Source organism: Klebsiella grimontii, assembly GCF_900200035.1.
GTDB lineage: Bacteria > Pseudomonadota > Gammaproteobacteria > Enterobacterales > Enterobacteriaceae > Klebsiella > Klebsiella grimontii.
Genome location: NZ_FZTC01000014.1, coordinates 92,259 through 117,290 on the forward strand (window position 1 = coordinate 92,259; position 25,032 = coordinate 117,290).

The window sequence follows — 25,032 nt, forward strand, 5'->3', positions numbered from 1 at the left end:
TAAGCTTATGAAATCGTTAAACAGACAAGATTTTCCCGGGCCTCAGTACCCGACGCGCGCGATTCAGTTCGGCGAGGGCAACTTCCTGCGGGCATTTATCGACTGGCAGCTGGATCTGTTGAATGAGAAAACCGATCTGGCGGCAGGCGTGACCATCGTTCGCCCGATCAACACCGAGTTTCCGCCGTCGCTCAATACCCAGGACGGACTCTACACCACGGTGATCCGTGGGCTGGACGAACGCGGCGAGGCGGTGAGCGAGGCGCGGATTATTCGCTCCGTAAACAATGAAATTAATCCCTGGCAGGATTTTGCCAGCTATCTGGCGCTGGCTCGAAATCCGGCGATCGCGTTCGTATTTTCAAATACCACCGAAGCGGGCATCAGCTATCACGCCGGAGACCGGCCTGACGATAAGCCGCCGGTGAGTTTCCCGGCGAAGCTGGCCCAGCTGCTGCTCGAACGGTTCCGCCATTTCAACGGCGCAGCGGATAAGGGCTGGACGATTATCCCGTGTGAGCTGATTGACTACAACGGCGAAGCGCTGAAGGCGCTGGTGCTGCGCTACGCCGAAGAGTGGCAATTGCCCGCGGCTTTTCGCGACTGGGTTGAGACCGCCAATACGTTTTGTTCAACGCTGGTTGACCGCATCGTCACCGGCTACCCGCGTGATGAAGCAGAAAAGCTGGAGGCGGAGCTGGGCTACCATGATGCTTTCCTCGATACCGCCGAATATTTCTGGCTGTTCGTTATCCAGGGACCGCGGGCGCTGGCGGAAAAGCTGCGGCTTGACCGCTGCCCGCTCAATATTCATATCGTAGAGGATATCCGGCCCTACAAAGAGCGCAAAGTCGCCATTCTTAACGGCGCGCACACCGCGCTGGTCCCGGTGGCGTGGCTGTGCGGCGTGGATACCGTCGGCGAAGCGATGCGCGACGAAGCCATTCGCCACTATGTGCAGCAAACCATCGACGAGGAGATTATCCCGGCGCTGGATTTGCCCGCCGATGAGCTACGCCAGTTTGCTGATGCCGTTACCGGACGCTTTCTCAACCCGTTTATCCGCCATCAGCTGCTCTCCATCGCCCTGAACGGGATGACCAAGTTTCGCACCCGGATCCTGCCGCAGCTGCTGGCGAATACCCGCCAGCATGGCGTCATTCCGCCGCGCTTAACCTTCGCCCTGGCGGCGCTTATCGCCTTCTACCGCGGCCAGCGTGACGGGCAGACGTATCCGTTACAGGATGATGACGTCTGGTTAACTCGTTTTGCTGAAGGGTGGGCACAGGTGGCCCAGGGCCGCCCGCTGGGTGAGCTGGTGACGGAGGTTTTGCAGGATACCGCGCACTGGGGTGAGGATCTGACGGCAATACAGGGGCTTGCCGAACAGGTCACGCGGTATCTGGAAGTGATTTTGAGCGCGGGGATGCGGGAGGCCCTGTCGCGGCTGTAGTCGGTTTGTTGTGCGGCGCCCGCGGATTTGGGCGTCGTTTTTTTTTGTGCTCTGAACCGCAAAAAATGAATTAAGCGCCAACGCCTGGCGGATTTCCCGCATCATAAGCCCCTGACAGGCGAAGAGGGGGGATGCGATGCGTAAAACGGAACTGTTGGCTTTTCTGCAAAATCAGACCGATTTTTTTGATCCGGATAATCTGAGCGAGGTCTTTACCGCCAGCTATCTCGCCGGGCGTTTTGCGATGCAAAGAAACACCGCCAGCCACTACCTGAATCAACTGGTGGCCCAGGATGTGCTGGTGAAGATCAATACCCGGCCGGTCTATTTTCTGCATAAGGCCGCCTTCTGCCAGCAGTTTTTCCCTCTTTCGCGCAGCGAGTACGTCAGCATGGCGGAGCTGCTGGCGGAGAGCGACCGACAGCCGGAGCAGGCGGATCATTTCTCATTGCTGACCGGCCATGACGGCAGCCTGCGCAAGCCTATCGAACAGATGAAAACCGCGCTGTTTTATCCTAACGGCGGCCTACCGCTGCTGATTACCGGCGACAGCGGTACCGGTAAGAGCTATATGGCGGAGCTGATGCACGAGTTTGCCATCGCCCAGGGACTGCTGGCGCCCGATGCGCCCTTTGTCAGCTTCAACTGCGCCCAGTACGCCAGTAATCCGGAGCTGCTGGCCGCCAACCTGTTTGGCTACGTTAAAGGCGCGTTTACCGGCGCGCAGGGGGATAAAGCCGGGGCCTTTGAGGCGGCAAACGGCGGCGTGCTGTTTCTCGATGAAGTCCATCGTCTGGATGCGCAGGGGCAGGAGAAGCTCTTCACCTGGCTGGATCGCAAGGAGATCTATCGGGTGGGGGAAACGGCGCAGGGGATGCCGATTTCTCTGCGGCTGGTGTTTGCCACTACCGAAGATATTCACAGCACTTTTCTGACCACCTTTATTCGCCGTATTCCGATCCTCGTTAGCCTGCCTGATTTACAAAACCGCAGCCGCCACGAAAAAGAAGCGTTAACGCTGCAGTTTTTCTGGCAGGAGGCGCGCACGTTGGCCGCCCGGCTGCAGCTGACGCCCCGGCTGCTACAGGTGCTGACGCACTATGTTTATCGCGGTAACGTCGGTGAGCTGAAGAATGTGGTGAAGTACGCCGTTGCGTCGGCCTGGGCCAGGTGTCCGGGCAGCGAGATGCTTAACGTCACGCTGCACGATCTGCCGGAAAATATCATGGCCGCGACGCCAGCGCTCAGCGAACCGATGGGCCAGCAGGAGCCGCTGCTTATCGAACCGCAGACCAGTCTGGTCTGGCTGCTGCGCGCGCGCGATCCGGTTCAGGGGCTGATCTACGATACTCAGTGCCGCGTTCTGGCGCTATATGAAGCGGTATTAAGTAAAAAAACGGTCTGGGAAGAGGCGCAAAAAAGCATGGGCGAGGAGATTGAAACCCTCTTCGATCGGCTGATTTTCGATAATCACGATGCTAATAGTTCGCATCTGCTGCTGCTGCTGACTCATCAGGCGCGGGAAGAGTTTTATCGCCTTGAAAAGCGCTTCAATATCCAGTTTAACGGCAACTGTATTTACGCCCTTAGCCACTACCTGATACATCGCTCTCGTCAGGCGCACTCCACCATGAGCACCGAGAAAAGCCGCCAGCTGGAGGATTTCCTGGCGCAAAAGTTTCCGCTGCTGTATCGCTTTTGTGAAGAGATCCTCGCCGCGCTGGCGCTGAAGCTGGATATTGAACCCCGGCGCATTGATCTGCTGCTGCTGGTGCTGTGGTTACAGAAAAACGGCGCCATCAGCCAGCAGCAGGTTACCCGGGCGATCGTTCTCGCCCACGGCTACGCCACCGCCAGCAGCATCGCCAACGTGGCGAACCGGTTGCTGAAAAGCCAGCTGTTTGAGTCATTCGATATGTCGCTCGACGTGACGCCGGAGGCTATCGCCGACCAGGTGATGGCCTGTATCGAGAGCCACGCGCTGGCCTCCGGGCTGATCATCCTGGTCGATATGGGATCGCTGAACGCCATTCACAGCCACTTTAACCGCCGTCTGACCACGCCGGTGGCGATTATTAATAACGTCTCGACCGGGATGGCGATGTACGTCGGGGAGCGGATTTTGCAGGGCGATATGCTGGAAGATATTGTCCGTGAGATTGGCGATGACCTCGCGGTTGAGCATCAGCTCTATTATCCGCAGGCGGACAAACCGCGGGCGATTCTCACGACCTGCGCCACCGGCCTGGGGGCGGCGGCGAATCTGTCGGCGCTGTTAAAAGCCAGTATTCCCGAAGCGCTCGGCATCGATATTGTGGCCTGCGATGTGGACACGCTCGCCGATCCCGCGCGGCGGGAGCCGATGCTCAGCCGCTACGAGGTGCTGGCTATCGTCGGTACTCTCGATCCGCATCTTGCCGATCTGCCGTGGATCTCGCTGGATTCGCTGATTTCCGGCCAGGGCAGCCGCCCGCTGATGCGTATCTTCGGCGAGCTGGCCTCCTCTGAACAGGTCAGCGAGATCAATAACCTGATCCTGAAAAATTTCTCGCTGCGCCGGGTGATCGAGTCGGTGACGATCCTTGATACCGGTAAAGTGATCAATCAGGTCGAGCAGTTTTTACTGCGCTATGAGCATCTGGCCGGCTGCGACGTGCCCAACGATCGCAAGGTGGCGCTGTACGTGCATATCAGCTGTCTGATTGAGCGCCTGATCCGCAACGCGTCGCCATCCCATTATTCCGGAAGGCAGTGTCCGGAGAGCGAGCTGGTTATTCTGCGCGAGGCCTTTAGTGTCATTGAGAGCGGTTATAGTGTCAAAATCCCCGCCGTGGAGCTGTATTACATTCACGATATCCTGACGCGGGAAACAGAATTTATTCAGGAAGATCAAGAGTTTTAGTTCCCTTCCTCCGTTCGTCCTTGCGCTAACCGGCGCGCCACTGTTTCTGGCACGCCGGTTGCAATTAAGAAAGCAGTGGAATGCGCTTTCGAGGTAAGGATGAAACGACACTATATTTTTGCCAGCCATGGCACCTTTGCTAACGGCCTGCTGAACTCCGTGGAGCTGATCCTCGGTAAGCAGCCGGATATTCATACTCTGTGCGCCTATGTGGAGGAGGAGGCCGACCTGACGCAGCAGGTGGAGACGCTGCTGGCGCGTTTTCCCGCCGAGGATGAACTGATCGTGATTACCGATATTTTCGCCGGTAGCGTCAATAATGAATTTGTGCGCTTTTTATCGCGTCCGCGCTTTCATTTATTGTCCGGTTTAAATCTGCCGCTAATTATTGATTTGCTCATTTCCGCAGGGGAAGAGAATAGCGAAAAATTAATTTCTGAAGCATTAATAAGCGCCAAAGAGAGCATTCAGTACTGCAATCACACGATTGCCAGTGCGATGACCGTTGATAAAGACTTCTGAAATGAGGGAACACCATGATTACGCTATTAAGGGTAGACCATCGATTACTCCACGGCCAGGTCGCCTTTTCCTGGACCCAGTATGTCGGGGCCGATTGCATTTTAATTGCCAACGATAATGTCCCCACCGATGAGCTGCGAAAAACCACGATTAAGCTCGCCAAGCCGCCTTCGGTAAAGCTGGTGATTAAAAATATTGACGACGCTATTGAGGCGATAAAAAGCGGCGTTACGGATAAATATAATCTCTTTATCGTCGTGGAGTCGGTGAATGACGCTTGGCGTATTGCCAGCGCCGTCGCGGAAATAAAAAGCATTAATCTCGGTGGGATTAAGGCTAAAGAGGGCAGTAAAAATATCTCTAAGGCGATTAATTTACTCCCGGAAGAGATAGAGCAGCTGCAGCAACTGGTCGGGAAAGGCGTCGAGGTTGAGATCCGCCAGGTCCCTAACGATCGCAAACAGCTTTTTGCGGAATGCGTTTAATTCCGGAGGACAGATTATGGTAGAGGCTCTCTTACTGGGTCTGGTGGCGTTTATCGCGCAATCGGAATATGCATTAGGGACGTCGCTGATTTCGCGGCCAATCGTCACCGGGCTGCTGACCGGGCTGGTGCTGGGGGATGTGCAGACCGGCGTGATCATGGGCGCGACGCTCGAGCTGGCGTTTATCGGATCTTTCTCCGTCGGCGCGTCGATACCGCCTGACGTGGTGACCGGCGGCATTCTCGGGGTGGCGTTCGCCATTACCTCCGGCGCGGGAACGGAAACGGCGCTGCTGCTTGGCCTGCCTATCGCCACCCTGACGCTGATCCTGAAAAACGTTTATCTGGGGATGTTTATCCCGATGCTTAGCCAGAAGGCTGACGGCTACGCGGAACGGGCGGATACGCGGGGCATTGAGCGGATGCATCTGATTGCCGGCTTCGGGCTGTCGCTGATGCTGGCCACGGTGGTGACCGTTTCATTCCTGGTCGGCAGCAACGCGGTGAAATCCCTGCTCGATACCATCCCGGAATTTATCAAACACGGGCTCAGCGTCGCTACCGGCATCATTCCGGCCCTCGGCTTCGCGATGCTCGCCAGGCTGCTGATTAACAAGAAAGTCGCGCCGTATTTTTTCCTTGGCTTCGTGCTGATGGCCTACCTGAAAATCCCGGTGACCGGCATCGCCATTCTCGGCGCTATCGTGGCGGTGGTGATGGTTAACGTTACCGCGCTGCGCGCAACTCGTACGACGACAGAACAAGGAGTCAGCGATGACGACGAAGATGATTTCTGAAGAGACCCTGCAGCCGCAGGAGCAGGACGAAACTCGCATTACGCCGCGCGATCTACGCCGGGTGTTCTGGCGCTCCTTCCAGATGGAGTTCTCGTGGAACTATGAGCGGCAGATGAATCTCGCCTTTGTTTACGCGCTGATTCCGGTGCTGAAAAAGCTCTATCCGCGCAAAGAGGAGCTGGCCGCAGCGTTGAAACGGCATCTGGTGTTCTTCAATACCACGCCGCATATCGTCACGTTGCTGCTGGGGATCACCACGGCGATGGAGGAGAAAAACAGCCAGCAGAAAAATATGGACGCCAACGCGATTGATAACGTTAAAGCGTCGCTGATGGGGCCGCTGGCCGGGCTGGGGGACTCCTTTTTCTGGGGCACGCTGCGCCTTATAGCCACCGGCATCGGCACCAGTCTGGCGCTGAAGGGCAATATTCTCGGGCCAATCTTGTTTCTGCTGGTGTTTAACGTGCCCCATATCCTGGTGCGCTGGTTCTTTACCCGCTGGGGCTATGTGCTGGGCACCGGGGTGCTGCAGCGGATCCAGAAGAGCGGAATGATGGAGAGCCTGACCTACGGGGCGTCGATTATCGGCCTGATGGTGGTGGGGGCGATGACCGCCTCAATGATTGATATCACTATTCCTGTCTCCTTCGGCGCCGGGGAGGCGAAAACCCAGGTGCAGGACATTATCAACGACATTCTGCCCTGCATGTTGCCGCTGGTGAGTTTCGGCATCGTCTACTGGCTGCTGGGGCGCAAGGTTAAGCCGCTCTCGATTATCGGCGGCATGGCGCTGGTGGGCATTGTGGGTTCGTGGATTGGCTTGTTTTAACGGGAGGCGAAAATGGTACCAACGATGATGACCTATATCAGCGAAGAGTCGGCCTGTCTGACGCAGATCCTGCGCGATTACCGGCAAAAGCTGGCGGCGATTGAGGACTTTGCCCGCCAGCACCCGGTGCGCCGCATTCTGCTGCTGGCGACCGGATCGTCGCTCAACGCCGCCCTGTGCGCGCGCTATTTCTTTGAACAGCGTTTCGGCGTGCTGGTGGAGATTAAAGAGCCGTACAACTTTACGCATTATGAGGCGGTCGATCCGCATACCGATCTGGTGGTGGCGATTTCACAAAGCGGAAAAAGCGCCTCGACGCTGGAGGCGATGCGTAAGGTCCAGGCATTGAGCCTGCCGGTTTTTGCCCTGACCTCCGACCCGCAAAGCCCGATAGCCCTGGCCTGCGATGGCGTTCTGGATATCAATACCGGCATTGAGAGCGTGGGGTTTGTCACCCGCGGATTTAGCGCGACGGTGCTGAATTTGCTGCTGATGGCGCTGATGATCGCCCGCAGCCAGGGGAAAGCCAGCGAGGCCGAGGAGCAGCATTATCTTGATGAATTACAACGGCTGGCGGCGGCGATCCCGGATGTGATAGCCCGCACCTCGCGGTTTATCGAGCGGCATGGCGAAACGCTGCGGGGCGGCGAGCGCTTTGTCGCCACCGGCTATGGCGCGCTGGTTGGCGTGGCGAAGGAGTTCGAAACCAAATTTACCGAGACGGTGCGCGTGCCTTCCAGCGGCTTTGAGCTTGAGGCCTATATGCACGGCCCCTATCTGGAGGCGAATGCCCGTCATGTGATGCTGTTTATTGAAGATGCGCCGGATATTCGTACTCGCGCGCTGCGGGACTATATGGCGCCGTCGATTGCCCGGGCCTTTACGCTGACGCTGAGCGACGAAGAGAATGCGCACACGCTGGCGCTAAACTGCCCTTGTGAGCATCACCTCGCGCCGCTGCTGCTGATTGTCCCTGTCCAGATGCTTGCCTGGCATACTGCCGGACTGAAAGGCATCGATCTGGCGAAACGTATATTTGACGATTTTGACCGCGTATTAAAAAGTAAAATCTGATTATTCAGGAGAAAACTATGTTGGGTTTTAATCAGGACGAGTACCTGACCAGTGCTCGCGAGATCATCGCTGCGCGCAAACAGGCGGAAGCCGTCGCCGACGATATTTATCGCAGCGGCTGTAGCGCGTTATTTTTCGCCTCGGTAGGCGGTTCTTTGGCGCCGATGATGGCAATAAATGAGTTTGCAAAAGAATTAACCAGCGTGCCGGTTTACCTTGAGCAGGCGGCGGAATTAATTCATCGTGGACACAAAAAATTAAATAAAGATGCGGTGGTGGTGACGCTATCCAAGTCCGGCGATACCAAAGAGTCGGTAGCCATTGCAGAATGGTGCAAAGCGCAGGGGATTCGCGTGGTGGCCATTACCCGTAATGCCGATTCGCCATTAGCCGAGGCCGCCAGCTGGCATATTCCGATGTGCCACAAGAACGGCGTGGAATATGAATATATGCTGCTGTACTGGTTATTCTTCCGCGTGATTTATCGTCACGGCGACTTTGCCGATTACGATCGTTTTGCCAGCCAGCTGGAATTACTGCCGGAAAATTTGTTGCAGGCTAAACGCCAGTTCGATCCGCAGGCGGATAAAATCGCCGCTCAATATCATACCAGTGATTACATGATGTGGATTGGCGGCGCGGAAATGTGGGGCGAGGTTTATCTGTTCTCGATGTGTATTCTGGAAGAGATGCAGTGGAAGCGGACCAAGTCGGTGAGTTCGGCCGAGTTTTTCCACGGCACGCTCGAGCTGCTGGAAAAAGAGGTCCCGCTGTTCCTGGTCAAAGGCGAGGGTAAATGCCGGGCGCTGGATGAGCGCGTCGAGCGCTTCGCTGAGAAGATCACCGACCATCTGGTGGTGATCGACCCGCGCGACTATCCGCTGAACGGTATTGATGACGCCTTCCGCTGGATTATGGCGCCGTGCGTGGTGTCGACCCTGCTGGTGGACAGGCTGGCGGCCCACTTTGAACATCACACTGGCCACGATCTGAATATCCGCCGTTATTACCGTCAGTTTGATTACTAACTCTTGCCTGTAGCGGCCAGCCCGGCTGGCCGCTACGCTATTCTCCGAGGCGCTTCCCAGAAAATCATCGCCAATCCCAACCGGATAAAAACCGGTGGTAGAGTCCGGCTTTCCTTCTCTTTCAGGCAAGCGGATGGCCATGAAAAAACGAATGACCTCGACGCCGCATGATGCGGTGTTTAAACGATTTCTTCGCCACCCGGAGACGGCGAATGATTTCCTCACGCTGTACCTGCCGGAGGAAATCCGCCAGCAGTGTGATTTTGCCACCCTGCGCCTGGAGTCGGCGAGCTTTGTCGATGAAGATCTGCGCGCCTGGTACTCTGATGTGCTGTGGTCGGTACAAACCACCTCCGGCCCGGGGTATGTCTATGTGGTGATAGAGCATCAAAGCTCGCCGGATAATCATATGGCGTTTCGCCTGATGCGCTATGCGATTGCCGCGATGCAGCGCCACCTCGACGCCGGGCATAAAGAGCTGCCGCTGGTGGTGCCGATGCTTTTCTATCATGGCGCGACCAGTCCCTATCCTTTCTCCCTGAACTGGCTGGATGAATTTGCCGACCCGCAGATGGCTAAGACGCTGTATGGCCGCCCGTTTCCGCTGATTGACGTTACGGCGATGCCGGATGACGAGATCGTCCAGCATCGACGGGTCGCGCTGCTGGAGCTGATGCAAAAGCATATTCGCCAGCGCGATCTCAGCGGGATCACGGAGTCGTTGGCGACCCTTGTGATGCTGGGATACACTAACCGCAGACAGTTGCGAGTGCTGTTTCACTATATGCTGCAGTACGGCAATACCGCCGACCCGAGCGTGTTTCTCCGCCGGTTGGCCCGCCGTCTGCCACAGTATGAGGAGAGGTTGATGTCTATCGCTCAAAAACTTAAGCAGGAAGGTTGGCAAGAGGGGAAGCAGGAGGGGATGCGGGAAGGGATACAAGAAGGTCGCCAGGAAGGCCTGCAGGAAGGGAGCCGACGGGAGGCGCTACGCATTGCCAGCAGCATGCTGCAGGACGGCTTAGATAAAGAGACGGTACAGCGGATCACCGGGCTTTCGGCGGATGAATTAAAGCCGCTGCATTGTTGATATCCTGCCCCTGATACTATGGCCCGGCGTAAAAAGCCGCCGGGCGCGCTTGTTTTATCCTTCGCTTTTCACCACTTTGATTTCAACCATGCCGATACCGAGCTGGCGTGGGGAGTGGCCGAGAATATTCCCCTCGTTGGTCGACTGCGGATCCGGCGGGGCAATCGTTAGCGTATTGCTGTGCGCCGGGTTATCGAAATGCAGGGTAGTGGTGGTGACATCGTTCGCCAAAGTGAGCGTTTGTTCGCTGTTGCCCACGCGTACCGGAATCGGTTTATTGGCGTTCGGCCCGTAGGCTTTGGCAGTAATCACCAGGTCGAATTTCTCAGGCAGCGGCTCTTTATATTCAATTTTCACTTCACTGCCGAGCTGCGCGTTAGACCAGCGTCCCCATGATTCCGGGCGAGAGATGCCGCTGAATTGCTTCACCTCTTCCGGCGCGCCGGCCACGTTGAACAGGAAACTGTCGGCTTTATAGCGAATATCGTTATCGACAATCTTCAGCGTATCGACGTTGCCCTTATAACGTTCCATATCGATAAGGGTATCTTTAAAGGCGGTTTTACCCTGCCACAGGGCCTTGTCAACGCGCTGGACCTGTTGTTCGCCGCCCAACTGGCCCTGCGATACGCACCAGTCGGTGGAGAGCGCCAGCTCCGGCGACCATAGCTGGCCCATTTTGTAGCAGCGGTCGACCCAGACGAAGTTATCGCGCGGCGCGAAGTCGGCCAGCTGGAAGCGCAGCGGCGCGGAGTATTCGCTCTCCGGCAGCGGCTCAACGCGCTTATCGGAGATGCGCAGCAGCAGCGGCAGGCGGAAATGGCTGCCGGAGAAGGAGATCATATTCTTCTGCGAATCGACGGTGAAATTCTTCATCTCTTTGGGGAAATTCCACAGGCGGATGATATCCGGCTTCCACGCCATAACCTTCTCTTTCATATTGAGGAAAACGGTTGAAAGCGACTCCCCGGAAAGGCTGCTGCGGCCAAGACCAATAAAGTTATCGCCGCCGAGAATATCGAGCACCGTCGCGCCGTTATCCATGGTATTACGTTTGACGGCCAGCGTATCCTGCTGGGGTTGATCGCCGCGCAGGATGAAAAACAGATTGCTGCGATCCTGCTTATTCAGATAATCCCAGGCGCTGTTTTTCATCGCCAGGTGATCGGATGAGACCACGATGACCGTATTTTTGAACCACGGCGAGGCTTTAATCTTCTCGATTAACGCCGCGATATGCTCCTGGCTACAGGAAACGGCGCTGAAAGAGAGGTTCTTTTTACCGTCCATATCGTAGCTTTTGCGCTGGCAGGTACGGGAGATAAACCCATCCGGATGATGGGTATCGACCGTCAGAGCGAACAGCGAGAAGCGTTTTCCGGATTGCGAAAGCGCCTCAAATTTTTTCCACGTCTCATCAAGGACGGTATCGTCGTAGAAGCCCCAGTCGTTACGATAAGCTGGGTCGGCGACCGTGGTTTTTAGTTCCTCCGCGCCGTAGAGATGATCGAAGCCGTGCGATTTCAGGAAGACATCTTTCCCGGCGAAGCGCAGGTTCGCCCCCTGGACGAAGTAGTTTTCGTAACCGGAGTTTTTCAGGATATCGCCCAGACAGATATTCTGCGGGAAAAAGCTGGAAACCGAGGCCGAGGCGTTGCCTTCGAACGGCGCGAACAGCGGGATCCCGCACTGGGAAGCGACCATTCCGGCAATCGTGTAGTCGGTGCCGGGTAGCTGGGCGGTATTGCTGAAATCCAGCCCCTCGCTTTTCACTTTACCGAGCTCCGGGGTCAGATCCGGGAACGCGTCGTTATCAAAATAGGTGCGCTCAAGGCTTTCGCCGTAGATGTACACCAGGTTCAGTTTTGGGTTCGCGATGCTCTTTGACGGCTCTTTGTAGTAAGCCACGAAGTCAGGGTCGCCATCGCGGGACTGGGATTTGACCAGTTCGCTAATCTGGCGGAAGGCCGGGCTGGCGTCCACGGACGCCAGCGCCAGGACCAGCGCCACCAGGCTGTAACCAAAGTGATGAGGATGATGACGGCGGCGGCGCAGCACCCAGCCGAGTGCGCCAAATACCGCGACCAGCGCCACGACCAGCCCAACGCCCGGCAGAATATATTTGCCCACGCCAGCGCCCGTCAGGCTGTTGGTCAACGTATAAAGTACCGCGTCATTGATACCGTCGCCGGTGAAGTAATTACTGGCGTAGAGGGTAATATTCAGAATAACGAACAGGCCCAGCACCGTGAGCGTGGCGGCGAACCACCAGGTATTACGACCGGCTTTTAACGCGTAAATCATCACCGAGGCAACAAACAGGGCGATGGATAACAACTCTGACACAGCTCATCCTCATTCACGCCAGCTGTCGGCTGGCCAGATAGATCTTTTTTCACGCTACACTGTAATTGCAGCGCAATATTGCCGCAATTGTATCGTCATGAATTTGTGCTGTGGTTCAGAATTGGTTTAGAAATCGCCATTTTTGACCCGCTTCACATCTTGTCTGCCAGGGGTTCAGAAGGAGAGATGTTAAAAAACAGAGGTTGCGGCCGCGCTGGCCAGGGTAAAGCGCCAAACGCGGCATTATGCGGCCAGGATCAGGAGAGGAAGCTAACGCCCTGTTTTAATACCAGGTCGCAGGCTTTGGTTTTCACTTTTTCCGCCAGCGGGCTACTGCCGAGGCTATTCAAATTCAGCTGCTGACCGTCTTTGCTACTCAGCAAGCCCTGAAGGCCATCAAGATAGTTGGTGTCTTCTTTTTGTTTTTCCGGCGCGCTGAGACCCAGCTTATCCAGAACCTGATTTTTAATGTTTTCGGTATTGGTTACCGAGGTCAGTTTCTGTTTCGCGCAATAAGACATAATCCCGGCGGCATTATTCATACTGCTGGAAGTCAACGACTGGCTGCCGCCGTTGAGCAAACCGGTCAGCGAAGAGAGGGACATGCCGCCGCTTTGCTGGCTACCGCTCTGGCTGCTGAGCTGGTTCGCGGCGCTGGAAAGAGAATCCTGCCAGGAGGTGGCGTGAGCGCCGAAGGTCAATAGTGCGCCGGCCACCATCGCCGTGCGGAATAACGTTTTTACCGATTTCATAGACATACTCTTCGCCGTGAGTGAACAATGCCCTGATTATAACGCCGGCAGTGTTCAGAAATATCTTAATACTCTTTGCCGGTCACGCGATCGCGGTAGCTGTCCCAGTTGAAGTTGACCCACAGACTATTGCCCAGCCGCATGCGGTCCATGACGCGTTCTCCAAGCAGCTTGTTCATCTCGTCCATGGTGCTGTTAGTCAGCATACCGGTGGGGCGCTTTGACGAAGAGCGGCGATCGACGATCTGGTTAATGATTACCTTTTCGTAGCGTGATTCCGTTTGCATCCCGATTTCGTCAATCACCAGCAGGTCGACCTTGCTCAGGTCGGTGAGAAGCTGCTCTTCGCTGGTTTCCCGGTTGCCGAAGGTATCTTTCATCGCTGACATGATATCGGCGACGGTAATAATCAACACCGACTTACCCCGCAGTAGCAGTTCGTTGCAGATAGCGGCGGCGAGGTGGTTTTTTCCGGTGCCCGGTTTGCCGGAGAAGATAAAGCTGGCGATATTGCCGTCGAACTCCTCGACGTACTGGCGCGCTCGGGACAGCGCAATCATCTGGCCTTCACACTCAACCCGGTAGTTATCCAGCGAGCAGTTCTGGTGCAGCGGTCGGATGCCGGAGCGGTTAAAGGTACGCTGCATTTTCATGGCGCGGTTTTCGCGTTCCAGCGCTTCAGACCGCAGCTTGCCCTGTTCTTTTTGCCATGCCAGCAGCTCCTCACCTGTCTTAAACGCGGGTTCGACATGGGCTGGCATCATTTTTTGCAGGCGCTTCATTAAATCGCCGACATTTTTCATGCTCATCCTCGGAATCCTCGTGGAATATGATTTTCAGGTTCGCTAATTGCGTTGACGTCACGCCGCGGCTGGCCGCCGTTGCTGGCCCGGCCAATCTGTACGCTGCGCGCCAGCTTCTGCTGCCACTGGACGTGATGAAAGACTTTACCTTCCGCCTGCCAGTAGGCGACAAATGCGGCCAGCTCTTCCGGCGTAACGGGCTGGCTCAGGGCGATGCCCCACAGCGCGGCCAGACGCTGGAAATCGGCGTCCGGCTGCCAGTCGGCGTACATCGGGAATTTCCCCATCGGTACCGCAACGGGAACCGCCGTCGGCTCGTCAAAAAACTGCGCGTCGAGGGCGATATCGCTATTGGGGCGCGCCAGTTTGGCTTCCAGCTCCAGCAGCTGCGCCAGACGCTCCGGCGTCAGCGCATAGAAGGCGGGGGCATTGTTGGCAAACACGGCGACGGCGCCGCCGGCCGATTTTGCCAGTACCGCTGCGTGATCCTGCATGAAGTCATCCAGACCGCTAAAATCGGTAGTTAATATTCGTGAAGACATAAATCAATCTCAACTCTGAACAACTAAAAGGAGAGGGGTAGCTGCACACATAGTAGCATAGAGGTCGCTCAGGAAGGAGCGCCGCAGGTAACCCGGCGGCGCGGTGAATTAAACGCGCGGACGCTTGCGATACAGCCAAAGCCCCGGGATAGAAAGGCCGATCGATAATGCGCCAACGATGGATGAAGCCTTGAGAAAGTTACTCAGCAGCATAATCATCATCTCTTCCGAGTAGCCGAAATGACTGATTTTGACCGCTGAAATCATCGCGGTATAGGCGGAGATACCGGGGAACATCGGGATCACCGCCGCTACGGTGAAAATCTTCGGGTGCGCCAGATACCAACGGGACCACTGGATCCCAATGCTGCCAACCAGCAGGGCGGCCATGAACGTTGCCCACTCGATATTAAAACCCGCCGTCATCATGACCATGCGCGAGCCGTGGCCGATAGCCCCCAGTAGCGCGCACCAGCGCAGCGCCCGCTGCGGGACGTTGAATACCATGGCGAACCCAACGGCGGGGATGGCTGCCAGAGCCATATCCTGCGCCAGCGCGTAGAGATACATAATTATGCCCATCCGCGTAGCCCCCACATCGTCATCGCCATCACCACGCCAATACAGGTGGCGAGCGTGAGCAGACTGGCAATGGCCCAGCGCGCCAGGCCGGTATTGATATGCCCTTTAAACATGTCGGCAACGGCGTTGATCAGCGGAAAACCGGGCACCAGCAGCAGTACGCTGGCGGCCATGGCTATCGTCGGCGTGCTGGCGAAAGCGGGCAGGCGCAGCATCAGTCCGGAGATGGTCGTTGCGACGAAGGCGGTGAGGCAGAAATTGATTTGCGGATGCATGGAGCGATGGGTGAGTACCTGACGAATATACATGGCTATCGTACTGGCGCAGAAGGTGACCAGCGCGCCGTCCCAGCCGCCGTTGTTAAGCTTGCAAAAGCAGGCGCAGGAGAGGCCGACCATTAACACCAGCAGCCAGCGTGGATAGCGCAGCGGCTTTATTTGCGCGAATCGTTTTTCGACATCCTTATAATCCAGCAGCTTATGCTCCGCCATAATCACAATATGCTGAACTTCCGTGACGACGTGCATGTTGATGCCGCGATCGGTGTTTTTTCGCGTTGAAGTCAGGCATTCGCCATCTTTGATGGTGGTGAGCACAATCGCATTGGAAGAGATGGCGCTTTCAACGCTATCCATCCCCAACGCCAGGCCCAGACGAGTTGAAAGCTCCTCAACCAGCGCGCTTTCCGCGCCATGCTGTAATAAGAAAAGACCACATTGAATGCACAAGCGCGTGATTGCGCGCTGGGTTGCCCGATCTGCTTGCATAAATACCTGCTGTCCGTGATGCCCGATGCCGTAGTGTCTGGCGATACTTTTACCTGAAGTCGTGCTTTCTCTGAGCGGTCAGGATCAAACAATGTGTAAAAAAACACCCGCTCTGCGGGCTCCGTGAAAATTTGAACTCAGCCACACTTCCGTAAAATTGGTGAAAAGTACAATTTTTGCGCCATTTTCTCCCTTCTTTTTCCCGGCAGACTTATCAAAAATGCAAATTCAAACTTTTAATAAACAAAAAACAAACAAATAATTAACCTTGCTGAGGCAATCCTATGAAAACACAGGTGGCGATTATCGGCGCGGGTCCATCCGGGCTCCTGTTGGGGCAGCTATTACATCACGCCGGGATTCAGACCGTGATCCTTGAGCGGCAGACGCCAGAGTATGTACTGGGGAGGATCCGCGCGGGCATTCTGGAAAGCGGAACGGTAGAGCTGCTGCGCGAAGCCGGGGCGGCCCGGCGAATGGATGCTGAAGGCCTGATCCATCATGGGGTCGAGTTTCTGTTTGAAGGCAAACGCGTACCGGTTGCGCTGACGGAGCTGACGGAAGGCAAAAGCGTGATGGTATACGGCCAGACTGAGGTGACGCGGGATTTAATGGCGGCGCGGGCGGAAAGTGGCGCCCCGACGATTTATGGCGTTAGCGACGTCACAATTAATGATGCCAAAAGCGATAGACCGTCGGTCTCTTTTGCCTGTAACGGAGAAAACCACCGCCTGGAGTGCGATTTTATTGCCGGTTGCGACGGCTTTCACGGCGTGTCCCGGCAGAGCATTCCGGCAGGGGTTCTGAAAGAGTACGAGAGCGTCTGGCCGTTTGGCTGGCTGGGACTGCTGGCCGACACGCCGCCGGTAAATCCGGAGCTGATTTACGCTCACCACGAACGCGGGTTTGTGTTGTGTAGTCAGCGCTCACTAACCAGAAGCCGCTATTATCTGCAGGTACCGCTTAGCGAAAAGGTAGAGTCCTGGTCTGATGAGTGCTTCTGGAATGAGCTTAAACGGCGTCTCCCTGATGAGTTGTCCAGCAAGTTAGTAACGGGTCACTCACTGGAGAAGAGCATCGCGCCGCTGCGCAGCTATGTGGTAGAGCCGATGCAGTACGGCAAACTATTTCTGCTGGGAGATGCGGCGCATATCGTACCGCCTACCGGGGCAAAAGGGCTGAATCTCGCGGCGTCCGACGTGAACTATTTATGGCGGATCCTGCGCGAGTATTATCACCATGGCCGCGTTGACCTCTTAGCCAGCTACTCGCGTTTGGCGCTGGATCGGGTGTGGAAGGGGGAGCGATTCAGCTGGTTTATGACGCGTCTGCTGCATGATTTTCCGCAGCAAAGCGAGTTCGACAGAAAAATGCAGGCGGCGGATCGTCGTTATTATCTGCAATCACGCGCGGGGCTAACCACTATCGCTGAAAACTATGTTGGTCTGCCGATGGAGCGCGTGGTGTAACACCCAAAATATCAGGAGGCGTGATGCAGGCAGTGAGCACCATTCCCGTTTTCAAATTGTATGGCGAAGAGCAGGGCTGGCCAACGCCCGAACTTCTGCACTGTGAGTCGATACTCCAGCGCAGCCATCTTTATGAATGGCATATCCGCGTGCATCAGCATGCTGAGCTGGTGCAACTGCTGTACCTGCATAAAGGGCGGGCGGAAATTGAAATCGAAGGAACAACCACCGTGATGGTGGAATCCTGTATTCAGGTTGTTCCGGCGCTATGTATTCATGGATTTCGATTTTCGCCGGGCACGGAAGGATACGTTTTATCCCTGGCGTTACCCCTGCTCAGGAGGGTTGAGAATCAGTTTGGTCGCCAGTTGGATCTCCTCGGCCAGCCGCAGTGTGTGCCGGTAAAAGCCTCCCGAGGCCATATTCGGGCGCTGTTTACCGCTTTGCGAGAAGAGTACCGTGAGGAATATGATGCGCGTGAAATGATGCTGCATTCACTGTTGGGAGCGCTGTTGGTCTGGCTGAATCGGCAATATCGCCCGCAGCCGATAGCGGAGGACAAAGCGGAACGCAAGCGTAGCGTGATGCGCCATTTCTCTCGTCTTATAGAAAGCCATTATCGCGAACATCTGCCCTTAGCCGGATATGCCAGTCGGGTGGGGGTATCCGCGACCCATTTAAATTATTTGTGCCATGAATTTTATGGCTGCAGTGCGCTGGGCGTTTTACATCAAAGGTTGATGCTTGAGGCGCGGCGCAACCTGCAGTATACCAGCATGACTATTGCGCAACTTTCTGATTACTTGGGGTTTAATGACGCGGCCTATTTTTCTCGTTTCTTTCGTCGCTATAGCGGTGAATCCCCAAAAGCATTTAGGAAAAAAATAAAATAAAGAAATCTTTATTTAATATATCTTAAGTTAGCGTATCTAACGACGATGTTAACCATTTCTAATTTATTGATGACAACCACCTGTGTTAATGTTAATCATTGGCATGGATAACAGCAATATGTTACTCCTCATTATATAAGTTGGCTTTAGGGTGCGAAATAGCGTACCCGCCAGGGACGATAAAGATTCATTTTGGCAAAATAATTATGATGGCTATTAAATTATTCATCCGATTGTTTTGCGCCGGCGGTGAATCTTCGACAGGAAGCGGAGGGTTTATGTTACCAGGACAGGGTAAGTTCGGCATTATTATCAGTAGAATACCGGTGATGCAGTCCGGTTTGAAGGCCATCGTTGGGGAGCATCTCCCTGATTATGAATTGAGTTTTTGTCGTTCTCAGGATGAGCTAACCCTGCTGCAATTGCGCCGCGCAGTGTTGGTTATCGCTGATCTTTCCGGTGAAATAGAGCATCCAGGAAATATTTGTGAACACTACTACTCTTTAATGACCCAATACAGGGATATACACTGGGTCTTTATGGTAGGTAGCACCTGTTTTCCGTTAGCCGTTCAATTATTAATGCGTCCCGAAAGTACGTTAATTTCAGACAGCGAGCCGGTAAAACGCCTTATCGAAGTGGTTCGCGCCGGTGGTCTTGCCGCTGAGCGTATTAGCCAGACGTTGTTTTCTCCTGAAGTTGAACGCATCGGTGAAGAACAGCAAAAGATGGTCATTTTGACTCTTTCTGAGCGTAAGGTATTGAGGCTGCTTGCAAAAGGGTGGGGAATTAATCAAATTGCTGCTTTATTGAAGAAGAGCAATAAAACCATAAGTGCGCAGAAAAATAGTGCTATGCGCCGCTTATCTCTGCGTAGTAATGCAGAGATGTATGCCTGGATTAATAGTGCACAGGGAATGAAGGAGCTGAATATTTATTCAGCCTATGGAGATCAAACAGAATGGAAAAAGACGTCACAACACGATATATCGCTATCGTAGAGAAATGTGCGATGACGGAAGTGGCTCTTCGCCACATCTTACTTAATGAAAGTGGTAAGAATTATCGTATTCAATTTTTTAAAGATACTAAAGCATTAAAACGAGAGTTCCAGTCTGAAGATTTTTCTGCGATTATTTTTTCCCTTTCAGGGAACCGCAGGTCCCGTCTTGAAAGTTTGCTCTTTCTCCATGAGATCGCGCGTTATTGCCCCGAAACGCAAAGAATTGTCCTGGCTAATGATGAAGCGGAAATGCGTTTGGTTAGCCATTTGACGCCTTCCCGTTTACACGGCATTCTGAATAAATCGGCCTGTCGGATCCAACTGCAGGAATATTTGCTTCAGCTTCTCGAACATAGCTACCAGACTAATGAGGGATCGGTATGTCAAAAGCAGAACATTTCTAGCCAAATTTTGAGCCCAACGGAACATACCATCCTACGATATATGTCTTATGGCTACTCATTACCTGAAATAGCGACACAGCTGGAAAGAAATATTAAAACGATTCGGGCCCATAAGTTCAATGCCATGACCAAGCTTGGCGTCAGTTCTGATATAGGACTACTGAGCGCGGCAGACATTTTAATGCGCCTGTCGGCGAATAATGACGATGCCAGAGTTATGCGCCTTGCTCAGTAGCGCCAATGGTCTATTAAAGACAAACATCAATCCACTTAGCATCAGTCAACTGCGCCATCCGCTCGGGTGAAATGCGAACGGCGCTATGAATTGATCCTGCTGCTGGCAGCACTTCCGGGTACTGCCTCAGTGAGATATCGCAGTACACCGCCAGCGGAACTTCCAGACCAAAGGGGCACACGCCGCCAATGGGGTGTCCCGTTAGCGTAATGACCTCATCGCTGCTGAGCATGCGCGCTTTGGCGCCAAATGCCTCCTTTAGTTTTTTATTATCCAGGCGTGCATCGCCTTTTGCGACAACGAGCACAACCCTTTCTTTTATTTTTAAAGACAGGGTCTTGGCTATTTGGCCGGGTTCAACATTATGTGCCGCTGCGGCTAACGCTACCGTGGCCGTGCTCTGAGTAAGTTCGATGATTTCGATATCGGGGGCGCGCTCAGCAAAAAACTGCCGCACGGACTGCAGACTCATTGGAATCTCCTGATTAAGGCTTGTTAAAAATCTGTCACAAGCTTCGCAAAGTGTAAATATCTCTCGTTGATAATCAAGATTCTTTCTAATTTCTGGATCTCCTTCACATTCGCCGCAACCGGTTACTGTAACCGGTTGCGGTTATTCATGGAGACATGAATACTGACAAGGTAACTTCCCTGCGTCACCTATAACAAAAGAGCCGAAGATGAATCGAACGTACCTGAGCACTAAAGCCTGCGGGTTATCAAATCTGGTCGCCCACTCGCAGAAGCAGATTCATCACAGCGGCAGGATAATCGTTGTTGGGCCTGTTCATCTAGCCTGTCAGGAGGGCTGCTATGTCTGCTAACCATGCTGCATTTAATCTGATATTTCGCTTCGTAGAAAATTACATCAGCCCTGTCGCCGGGCGCATCTCATCTCAGCGCCATGTGATGGCTATCCGCGACGGTTTTATCTCCGCCATGCCGTTTATGATTGTCGGCTCTTTTCTGCTGGTATTCGCTTATCCGCCGTTTTCACCGGATACCACATGGGGATTTGCCCGCGCCTGGCTGGATCTGGCAAAAGAGTTTGAAGGGCGAATTCTGACGCCGTTCGATATGACGATGGGTATTATGTCGATCTACATTTGCGCCGCGATCGCCTATAACCTCGGCAAGCATTACGAAAAAACCGATCAGCTCGACCCCTTTATGTGCGCCATGCTGTCGATTATGGCCTTCCTGCTGGTGGCGGCGCCAAAAACGAACGGCAACCTGCCGGTAGATAGCCTAGGAGGAACCGGGATATTTACGGCGATTCTTGTAGCGGTCTACTGCGTTGAAATGATGCGTTTCCTGAAAGCGCATAATATTGGTATTCGCCTGCCGGATCAGGTGCCGCCGATGATCAAAAACTCATTTGATCTGCTGATCCCGGTACTGGTTGTCGTCCTGACGCTATATCCCCTGAGCCTGCTTATTCAGCATCATTTTGATATGCTGATCCCTCAGGCCATCATGGCTATCTTTAAACCGCTGGTTTCCGCAGCCGACTCGTTACCCGCCATTTTATTGGCGGTTCTGGTGGGCCACCTGCTGTGGTTTGCGGGTATCCACGGTGCGGCTATTGTTTCCGGCATGCTGCAGATGTTCTGGCTCACTAACCTCGGCATGAACCAGCAGGCTTTGGCGCAGGGGGCGCCGCTGCCGCATATCTTTATGGAAGCGTTCTGGACATTTTTTATTGTGATTGGCGGTTCAGGAGCGACGATGGGGCTGGTGTTCTGTTATCTGCGTAGCCGCTCCGCGCATCTGCGGTCGATTGGCCGCCTGAGCGTGGTGCCAAGCCTGTTTAACATCAACGAACCGGTCATTTTTGGCACGCCTATTGTGATGAACCCGGTGTTCTTTATTCCCTTCCTGCTGGCGCCGATGGTTAACGCCGTACTGGCCTGGGCTGCCATGAAGATGGATCTCATTGGTCGGGTGATTTCGGTTGTGCCGTGGACCGCCCCGGCACCGATTGGCGGCGCATGGGCGCTGGGTTGGGATTTCCGGGCGGCGATTCTGGTGGTTGTCCTCGCGTGCGTTTCCGCGATTATCTACTTCCCCTTCTTCAAGGTTTATGAGAAACAGCTGTTAGCGCAGGAGGCCGAAGAGGCGCAGCGCATTGCGGAAGAGAGCCAGCAGACGGCATAAAAGCAAACGGGCGGCTGAAATAGCCGCCCGTTGTCGTTATCAAAAGATCATTTCAGCGTGCAGTCCCCGCACTGCTGCACATCCGGCAGGCGATAGCGCTGGCAGCAGGTGCGGCGCACAAGCTGTCCTTCACGTAAAACCACGGTTCGCCACAGCGGATTATCCTCGCCGTTGGATAGCTGTTTTTCGAAGAAGCAGCGCTGGCGCAGAGCGGCCACTTTTTCATCTCCCAGCAACGTTTTCATTTCTCCCAGATACCAGTTAATCAGGTAGCCAGTATTGTTCCAGATAAGTTTGCCATTAATATCGCCGGTGGCTTCAAGCGCCTGCACGACGGGTTGTAAAGCCGTGGTGACCAGCTTTTCCATCCGGGACTGCGCGGACTCTGTCGGGGAAGTACCTGCTGAATGAACATCAATCCAGAAACAGGCGGCGCGGCCTGACTCATGAAACTCGACGCGCACATGTTCCGGCGCCAGGCTAATGGCGCGTTCTTCGCTCAACAGCGCCAACATTAAAGGGGGCACCAATAAACCGATGTACCATTGCGCCCAGAGGGACAGCAGCGGTTTTTGCTCACGGGGTTGACCGGGCTGGTGACGATAAATATGGTCGGACCAGGTCGCGATGAACGAACTCAGCGTCGCGGGCTGTGACCACTCAGCCAGAGTTAGCGCATGGGGAGGGGCTTCTTCATTCAGACGGAGAAAATCCAGCAGATGCGGACGTAACGCGCTAATTTTGTCGCGTATTGAATTTGCCAGTTCACGCTCAGCCGAAGGGAGCGGGGCCCGCCAGATGATCTCAGTATTGAATGCGAGTGAACGGTAAGCCATCGAGTGCCAGATACAAATCTAAATGATAATGATTTCTGATACTAATGCCGTGGTCCCGGCTTGGCAAGTGATTTGTCCGCGCGGCGACTCTTGCCGCGCGGTAAAGGATTAGCTGGCGAGAATGATGTTTCTTCCCATGTTTTTGGCTTCGTAGAGCGCGTTATCCGCCCGTTTCAGGGCGCTGTCGATATCAGCATCCACCAGCGGCGTCATACCGATACTAATGGTCACATTGGTCGCGACGCTTTCGTTAAACATATGCGGGATTTTCAGATCGTAGACCCGCTGACGGATGCGCTCTGCGGCCTGAAGAGCGTTCTCCGCGCTGCTGCTGGTCAACAGCACCATGAACTCTTCGCCGCCAAAGCGGGCTACGATATCGCGTGAGCGCACGGCGTTACGAATGGCGGCGGAAACCTGAATTAATGCCTGGTCGCCCATCATATGCCCATAGTGGTCGTTGTAGGCTTTGAAATGGTCAATATCCAGCAGCAGGACGTAATGTCCGGCGCTGTCCAGAGAGAGAACGGTATCCAGACGATTTTGTAAACCCCGACGGTTATACAAGCCGGTAAGCGGATCCAACATACTGAGATCGTTAAGGGTATTACGTTCCTTCAGCAGCTTATCCATTAGTCCCTGGGTGAATATATCGCTGCGTTTCTGAATTAAGCTTTGCAGGGTGATACCCGCAATAGGCAACAAGAAGCACCAGGACATGCGCAACCATTGTTCTCCGCCGCCAAGAATCAGGCAGGTAAGGTAGGTTGGTAAAGAGTGCAAAGTAAAGCCAATGATATTGCTGGAAAAAGCAATAGTGCCAATAAATAACACGCTTAATAAGGCGATCACCAGGTAGTTAAAATGCGGCGGACCCATCATCATTGCTTTTAGCGCAACGTGCCATGCCCAAAGCAGGCCAAATATCAGAGAAATAACCGGAATATTTATTTTGTGCTGAGCGAACTTACAGTGCCACAGCAGCAGGACCGTGCTGCAGGCAACAATCAGAAAACAGGGCAGAGTAAACGTGATGACGGTGAAGAGCGGGCTGACAAGGGATAAGAAAGATGAAACTAAATTAAGCAGTAAAAATAGCCGTAAGGAATACTGATATTTCTGTTCGTAATGGGAGCGCCAGGATTGTGCAGTCATGTCGGAGTTGTCATTATTAATCGTTAAAATTCAATGTGATGTTAGTTTGAAGTGAATAATAAAAAACAGTGCGCAAAATAAGGTTTTTACGAAATAATCAGATTATTTAATATATAATTTCTTTTGCTTAATTTATCACCTTCATGAATGTATGTCATTACTGCAAACGTAAAGAATAAAGGCTTCCCGTTTCCCTGACATGACAAATGATAAAAACTACCATATGATATTGGTTATCATTATCGTTACGAGAGGCGAAAACATGTTGCAGCGAACTTTAGGGAGTGGATGGGGCGTGGTGCTCCCCGGCGTACTGATTGCTGCGCTTGGGTTTGCCGATTTGTCGGTTGATGCCTGGCGCGCATTGGTGGCGCTGGGAATGCTTATGTCAGCGATGATGATTTGGCACCGTCAGCTGCGACATTTCGTTTTGCTGCCGTCATGCGTGGCGTTAGTCAGTGGAATGATGCTGATTATAATGAATGTCAAGCTGATGGGATAAAGCAGAAGGGATAAGAATATTGGTGCGAGGGGGGGGACTTGAACCCCCACGTCCGTAAGGACACTAACACCTGAAGCTAGCGCGTCTACCAATTCCGCCACCTTCGCACAGTATTCTTAATTTTTGATATCGCCTCGTTGGTGCGAGGGGGGGGACTTGAACCCCCACGTCCGTAAGAACACTAACACCTGAAGCTAGCGCGTCTACCAATTCCGCCACCTTCGCCCAGTGCGAGCAATATCAACGTGGATTATGGTGCGAGGGGGGGGACTTGAACCCCCACGTCCGTAAGGACACTAACACCTGAAGCTAGCGCGTCTACCAATTCCGCCACCTTCGCATACCATCGACACTATGAAAGTATCGTTACCACGGAGGCGCATTCTAGTGGTTTTCAGCTATTCGTC

Annotated in this window: 24 protein-coding genes and 3 tRNA genes; 15 read left to right on the top strand and 12 right to left on the bottom strand. The window is 54.1% G+C overall.

Translation table 11 applies throughout. The features are described from left to right. Positions 1-7: 7 nt before the first annotated feature. From KOSB73_RS06185 to KOSB73_RS06225, 9 genes are all read left to right on the top strand, one after another. Positions 8-1,453: a tagaturonate reductase gene (locus KOSB73_RS06185; protein ID WP_049088588.1), complete on the top strand. Its 1,446-nt coding sequence runs from the start codon at positions 8-10 to the stop codon at positions 1,451-1,453. A gap of 136 nt (positions 1,454-1,589) precedes the next feature. Then, a complete protein-coding gene (locus tag KOSB73_RS06190; RefSeq protein WP_049088587.1) occupies positions 1,590-4,355 on the top strand; it encodes a sigma-54-dependent transcriptional regulator in 2,766 nt (921 codons plus the stop codon). Positions 4,356-4,454: 99 nt separating this feature from the next. Beyond that, the gene (locus KOSB73_RS06195; RefSeq protein ID WP_049088586.1) at positions 4,455-4,877 is read left to right on the top strand and encodes a PTS sugar transporter subunit IIA; all 423 of its coding nucleotides are present in this window, start codon (positions 4,455-4,457) and stop codon (positions 4,875-4,877) included. A gap of 14 nt (positions 4,878-4,891) precedes the next feature. Beyond that, on the top strand, positions 4,892-5,362 hold the full coding sequence (locus KOSB73_RS06200; RefSeq protein ID WP_024360411.1) for a PTS sugar transporter subunit IIB: 471 nt from the start codon (positions 4,892-4,894) through the stop codon (positions 5,360-5,362). A 16-nt stretch (positions 5,363-5,378) separates the two neighbouring features. After that, the gene (locus KOSB73_RS06205) at positions 5,379-6,158 is read left to right on the top strand and encodes a PTS mannose/fructose/sorbose/N-acetylgalactosamine transporter subunit IIC (protein ID WP_098140327.1); all 780 of its coding nucleotides are present in this window, start codon (positions 5,379-5,381) and stop codon (positions 6,156-6,158) included. Then, a complete protein-coding gene (locus tag KOSB73_RS06210) occupies positions 6,136-6,987 on the top strand; it encodes a PTS system mannose/fructose/sorbose family transporter subunit IID (protein ID WP_049088581.1) in 852 nt (283 codons plus the stop codon). Before KOSB73_RS06205 ends, KOSB73_RS06210 begins: the two co-directional genes overlap by 23 nt. Before the next feature lie 12 nt (positions 6,988-6,999). Continuing rightward, positions 7,000-8,061 carry an SIS domain-containing protein gene (locus tag KOSB73_RS06215; RefSeq protein WP_049088580.1) on the top strand — a complete coding sequence of 354 codons (1,062 nt, stop codon included), beginning with the start codon at positions 7,000-7,002 and terminating at the stop codon, positions 8,059-8,061. Positions 8,062-8,078: 17 nt separating this feature from the next. After that, on the top strand, positions 8,079-9,089 hold the full coding sequence (locus KOSB73_RS06220) for an SIS domain-containing protein (protein ID WP_165774986.1): 1,011 nt from the start codon (positions 8,079-8,081) through the stop codon (positions 9,087-9,089). Positions 9,090-9,222: 133 nt separating this feature from the next. Then, positions 9,223-10,179, top strand: coding sequence for an Rpn family recombination-promoting nuclease/putative transposase (locus KOSB73_RS06225; RefSeq protein WP_165774987.1), 957 nt, complete (start codon positions 9,223-9,225; stop codon positions 10,177-10,179). 54 nt (positions 10,180-10,233) lie between these two features. On the opposite strand, the gene opgB is transcribed toward KOSB73_RS06225, so the two are convergent. From opgB to KOSB73_RS06255, 6 genes are all read right to left on the bottom strand, one after another. Beyond that, positions 10,234-12,525 carry a phosphatidylglycerol--membrane-oligosaccharide glycerophosphotransferase gene (opgB, locus tag KOSB73_RS06230; RefSeq protein WP_049088576.1) on the bottom strand — a complete coding sequence of 764 codons (2,292 nt, stop codon included), beginning with the start codon at positions 12,523-12,525 and terminating at the stop codon, positions 10,234-10,236. Between the two features lie 257 nt (positions 12,526-12,782). Continuing rightward, complete coding sequence (locus KOSB73_RS06235; RefSeq protein ID WP_024360407.1) at positions 12,783-13,277, bottom strand: YjjA family protein; 495 nt, start codon at positions 13,275-13,277, stop codon at positions 12,783-12,785. Between the two features lie 65 nt (positions 13,278-13,342). Then, positions 13,343-14,080, bottom strand: a complete 738-nt coding sequence (gene dnaC, locus KOSB73_RS06240) for a replicative helicase loader DnaC (protein ID WP_014227813.1) — start codon at positions 14,078-14,080, stop codon at positions 13,343-13,345. Positions 14,081-14,082: 2 nt separating this feature from the next. Continuing rightward, the gene (gene dnaT, locus KOSB73_RS06245) at positions 14,083-14,622 is read right to left on the bottom strand and encodes a primosomal protein DnaT (RefSeq protein ID WP_004134226.1); all 540 of its coding nucleotides are present in this window, start codon (positions 14,620-14,622) and stop codon (positions 14,083-14,085) included. 108 nt (positions 14,623-14,730) lie between these two features. Further along, positions 14,731-15,204, bottom strand: coding sequence for a threonine/serine exporter (locus KOSB73_RS06250; protein WP_004134228.1), 474 nt, complete (start codon positions 15,202-15,204; stop codon positions 14,731-14,733). Next, positions 15,195-15,971 (bottom strand): threonine/serine exporter family protein, encoded by a 777-nt coding sequence (locus KOSB73_RS06255; RefSeq protein WP_004128660.1) that lies wholly within the window; start codon positions 15,969-15,971, stop codon positions 15,195-15,197. Before KOSB73_RS06255 ends, KOSB73_RS06250 begins: the two co-directional genes overlap by 10 nt. 284 nt (positions 15,972-16,255) lie before the next feature. Here KOSB73_RS06255 and pobA point away from each other — a divergent pair, with 284 nt between their 5' ends. The 4 genes from pobA (at position 16,256) to bglJ (ending at position 19,975) form a co-directional block, all read left to right on the top strand. Next, complete coding sequence (gene pobA, locus KOSB73_RS06260) at positions 16,256-17,440, top strand: 4-hydroxybenzoate 3-monooxygenase (protein WP_049086519.1); 1,185 nt, start codon at positions 16,256-16,258, stop codon at positions 17,438-17,440. Positions 17,441-17,463: 23 nt separating this feature from the next. Beyond that, on the top strand, positions 17,464-18,333 hold the full coding sequence (locus KOSB73_RS06265; RefSeq protein ID WP_024360405.1) for a helix-turn-helix domain-containing protein: 870 nt from the start codon (positions 17,464-17,466) through the stop codon (positions 18,331-18,333). Between the two features lie 278 nt (positions 18,334-18,611). Then, complete coding sequence (locus KOSB73_RS06270; protein ID WP_004132115.1) at positions 18,612-19,334, top strand: helix-turn-helix transcriptional regulator; 723 nt, start codon at positions 18,612-18,614, stop codon at positions 19,332-19,334. After that, complete coding sequence (gene bglJ / locus KOSB73_RS06275) at positions 19,295-19,975, top strand: DNA-binding transcriptional activator BglJ (RefSeq protein ID WP_024360404.1); 681 nt, start codon at positions 19,295-19,297, stop codon at positions 19,973-19,975. Before KOSB73_RS06270 ends, bglJ begins: the two co-directional genes overlap by 40 nt. Before the next feature lie 13 nt (positions 19,976-19,988). Here bglJ and KOSB73_RS06280 read toward each other — a convergent pair whose 3' ends face one another. Then, positions 19,989-20,447, bottom strand: a complete 459-nt coding sequence (locus KOSB73_RS06280; protein ID WP_004132117.1) for a YbaK/EbsC family protein — start codon at positions 20,445-20,447, stop codon at positions 19,989-19,991. Between the two features lie 341 nt (positions 20,448-20,788). Here KOSB73_RS06280 and KOSB73_RS06285 point away from each other — a divergent pair, with 341 nt between their 5' ends. Then, positions 20,789-22,132, top strand: coding sequence for a PTS sugar transporter subunit IIC (locus KOSB73_RS06285; RefSeq protein ID WP_004132118.1), 1,344 nt, complete (start codon positions 20,789-20,791; stop codon positions 22,130-22,132). Positions 22,133-22,179: 47 nt separating this feature from the next. On the opposite strand, the gene fhuF is transcribed toward KOSB73_RS06285, so the two are convergent. Then, the gene (fhuF, locus tag KOSB73_RS06290; protein ID WP_004132120.1) at positions 22,180-22,968 is read right to left on the bottom strand and encodes a siderophore-iron reductase FhuF; all 789 of its coding nucleotides are present in this window, start codon (positions 22,966-22,968) and stop codon (positions 22,180-22,182) included. Between the two features lie 108 nt (positions 22,969-23,076). After that, on the bottom strand, positions 23,077-24,123 hold the full coding sequence (locus KOSB73_RS06295; RefSeq protein WP_024360402.1) for a GGDEF domain-containing protein: 1,047 nt from the start codon (positions 24,121-24,123) through the stop codon (positions 23,077-23,079). 262 nt (positions 24,124-24,385) lie between these two features. On the opposite strand from KOSB73_RS06295, the gene KOSB73_RS06300 reads away from it, so the two are divergent. Then, positions 24,386-24,625, top strand: coding sequence for a DUF1435 domain-containing protein (locus tag KOSB73_RS06300; protein WP_004132308.1), 240 nt, complete (start codon positions 24,386-24,388; stop codon positions 24,623-24,625). A gap of 20 nt (positions 24,626-24,645) precedes the next feature. On the opposite strand, the gene KOSB73_RS06305 is transcribed toward KOSB73_RS06300, so the two are convergent. The 3 genes from KOSB73_RS06305 to KOSB73_RS06315 form a co-directional block, all read right to left on the bottom strand. Then, positions 24,646-24,732, bottom strand: a tRNA-Leu gene (locus KOSB73_RS06305). A 31-nt stretch (positions 24,733-24,763) separates the two neighbouring features. Further along, positions 24,764-24,850: transfer RNA gene (locus tag KOSB73_RS06310), tRNA-Leu, on the bottom strand. A gap of 28 nt (positions 24,851-24,878) precedes the next feature. Then, positions 24,879-24,965 (bottom strand) — tRNA-Leu (locus tag KOSB73_RS06315). Positions 24,966-25,032 lie beyond the last annotated feature (67 nt).

Coding starts and splice junctions, on each gene's coding strand:
- KOSB73_RS06215 (WP_049088580.1), top strand. CDS start 7,000: ATGGTACCAACGATGATGACCTATATCAGCGAAGAGTCGGCCTGTCTG.
- bglJ (WP_024360404.1), top strand. CDS start 19,295: ATGGAAAAAGACGTCACAACACGATATATCGCTATCGTAGAGAAATGT.
- KOSB73_RS06205 (WP_098140327.1), top strand. CDS start 5,379: ATGGTAGAGGCTCTCTTACTGGGTCTGGTGGCGTTTATCGCGCAATCG.
- dnaT (WP_004134226.1), bottom strand. CDS start 14,622: ATGTCTTCACGAATATTAACTACCGATTTTAGCGGTCTGGATGACTTC.
- KOSB73_RS06250 (WP_004134228.1), bottom strand. CDS start 15,204: ATGGGCATAATTATGTATCTCTACGCGCTGGCGCAGGATATGGCTCTG.
- KOSB73_RS06280 (WP_004132117.1), bottom strand. CDS start 20,447: ATGAGTCTGCAGTCCGTGCGGCAGTTTTTTGCTGAGCGCGCCCCCGAT.
- KOSB73_RS06300 (WP_004132308.1), top strand. CDS start 24,386: ATGTTGCAGCGAACTTTAGGGAGTGGATGGGGCGTGGTGCTCCCCGGC.
- KOSB73_RS06285 (WP_004132118.1), top strand. CDS start 20,789: ATGTCTGCTAACCATGCTGCATTTAATCTGATATTTCGCTTCGTAGAA.
- KOSB73_RS06235 (WP_024360407.1), bottom strand. CDS start 13,277: ATGAAATCGGTAAAAACGTTATTCCGCACGGCGATGGTGGCCGGCGCA.
- KOSB73_RS06225 (WP_165774987.1), top strand. CDS start 9,223: ATGGCCATGAAAAAACGAATGACCTCGACGCCGCATGATGCGGTGTTT.
- KOSB73_RS06295 (WP_024360402.1), bottom strand. CDS start 24,123: ATGACTGCACAATCCTGGCGCTCCCATTACGAACAGAAATATCAGTAT.
- KOSB73_RS06190 (WP_049088587.1), top strand. CDS start 1,590: ATGCGTAAAACGGAACTGTTGGCTTTTCTGCAAAATCAGACCGATTTT.
- pobA (WP_049086519.1), top strand. CDS start 16,256: ATGAAAACACAGGTGGCGATTATCGGCGCGGGTCCATCCGGGCTCCTG.
- KOSB73_RS06210 (WP_049088581.1), top strand. CDS start 6,136: ATGACGACGAAGATGATTTCTGAAGAGACCCTGCAGCCGCAGGAGCAG.
- KOSB73_RS06195 (WP_049088586.1), top strand. CDS start 4,455: ATGAAACGACACTATATTTTTGCCAGCCATGGCACCTTTGCTAACGGC.
- KOSB73_RS06270 (WP_004132115.1), top strand. CDS start 18,612: ATGTTACCAGGACAGGGTAAGTTCGGCATTATTATCAGTAGAATACCG.
- KOSB73_RS06265 (WP_024360405.1), top strand. CDS start 17,464: ATGCAGGCAGTGAGCACCATTCCCGTTTTCAAATTGTATGGCGAAGAG.
- fhuF (WP_004132120.1), bottom strand. CDS start 22,968: ATGGCTTACCGTTCACTCGCATTCAATACTGAGATCATCTGGCGGGCC.
- KOSB73_RS06200 (WP_024360411.1), top strand. CDS start 4,892: ATGATTACGCTATTAAGGGTAGACCATCGATTACTCCACGGCCAGGTC.
- KOSB73_RS06255 (WP_004128660.1), bottom strand. CDS start 15,971: ATGCAAGCAGATCGGGCAACCCAGCGCGCAATCACGCGCTTGTGCATT.
- KOSB73_RS06185 (WP_049088588.1), top strand. CDS start 8: ATGAAATCGTTAAACAGACAAGATTTTCCCGGGCCTCAGTACCCGACG.
- KOSB73_RS06220 (WP_165774986.1), top strand. CDS start 8,079: ATGTTGGGTTTTAATCAGGACGAGTACCTGACCAGTGCTCGCGAGATC.
- dnaC (WP_014227813.1), bottom strand. CDS start 14,080: ATGAAAAATGTCGGCGATTTAATGAAGCGCCTGCAAAAAATGATGCCA.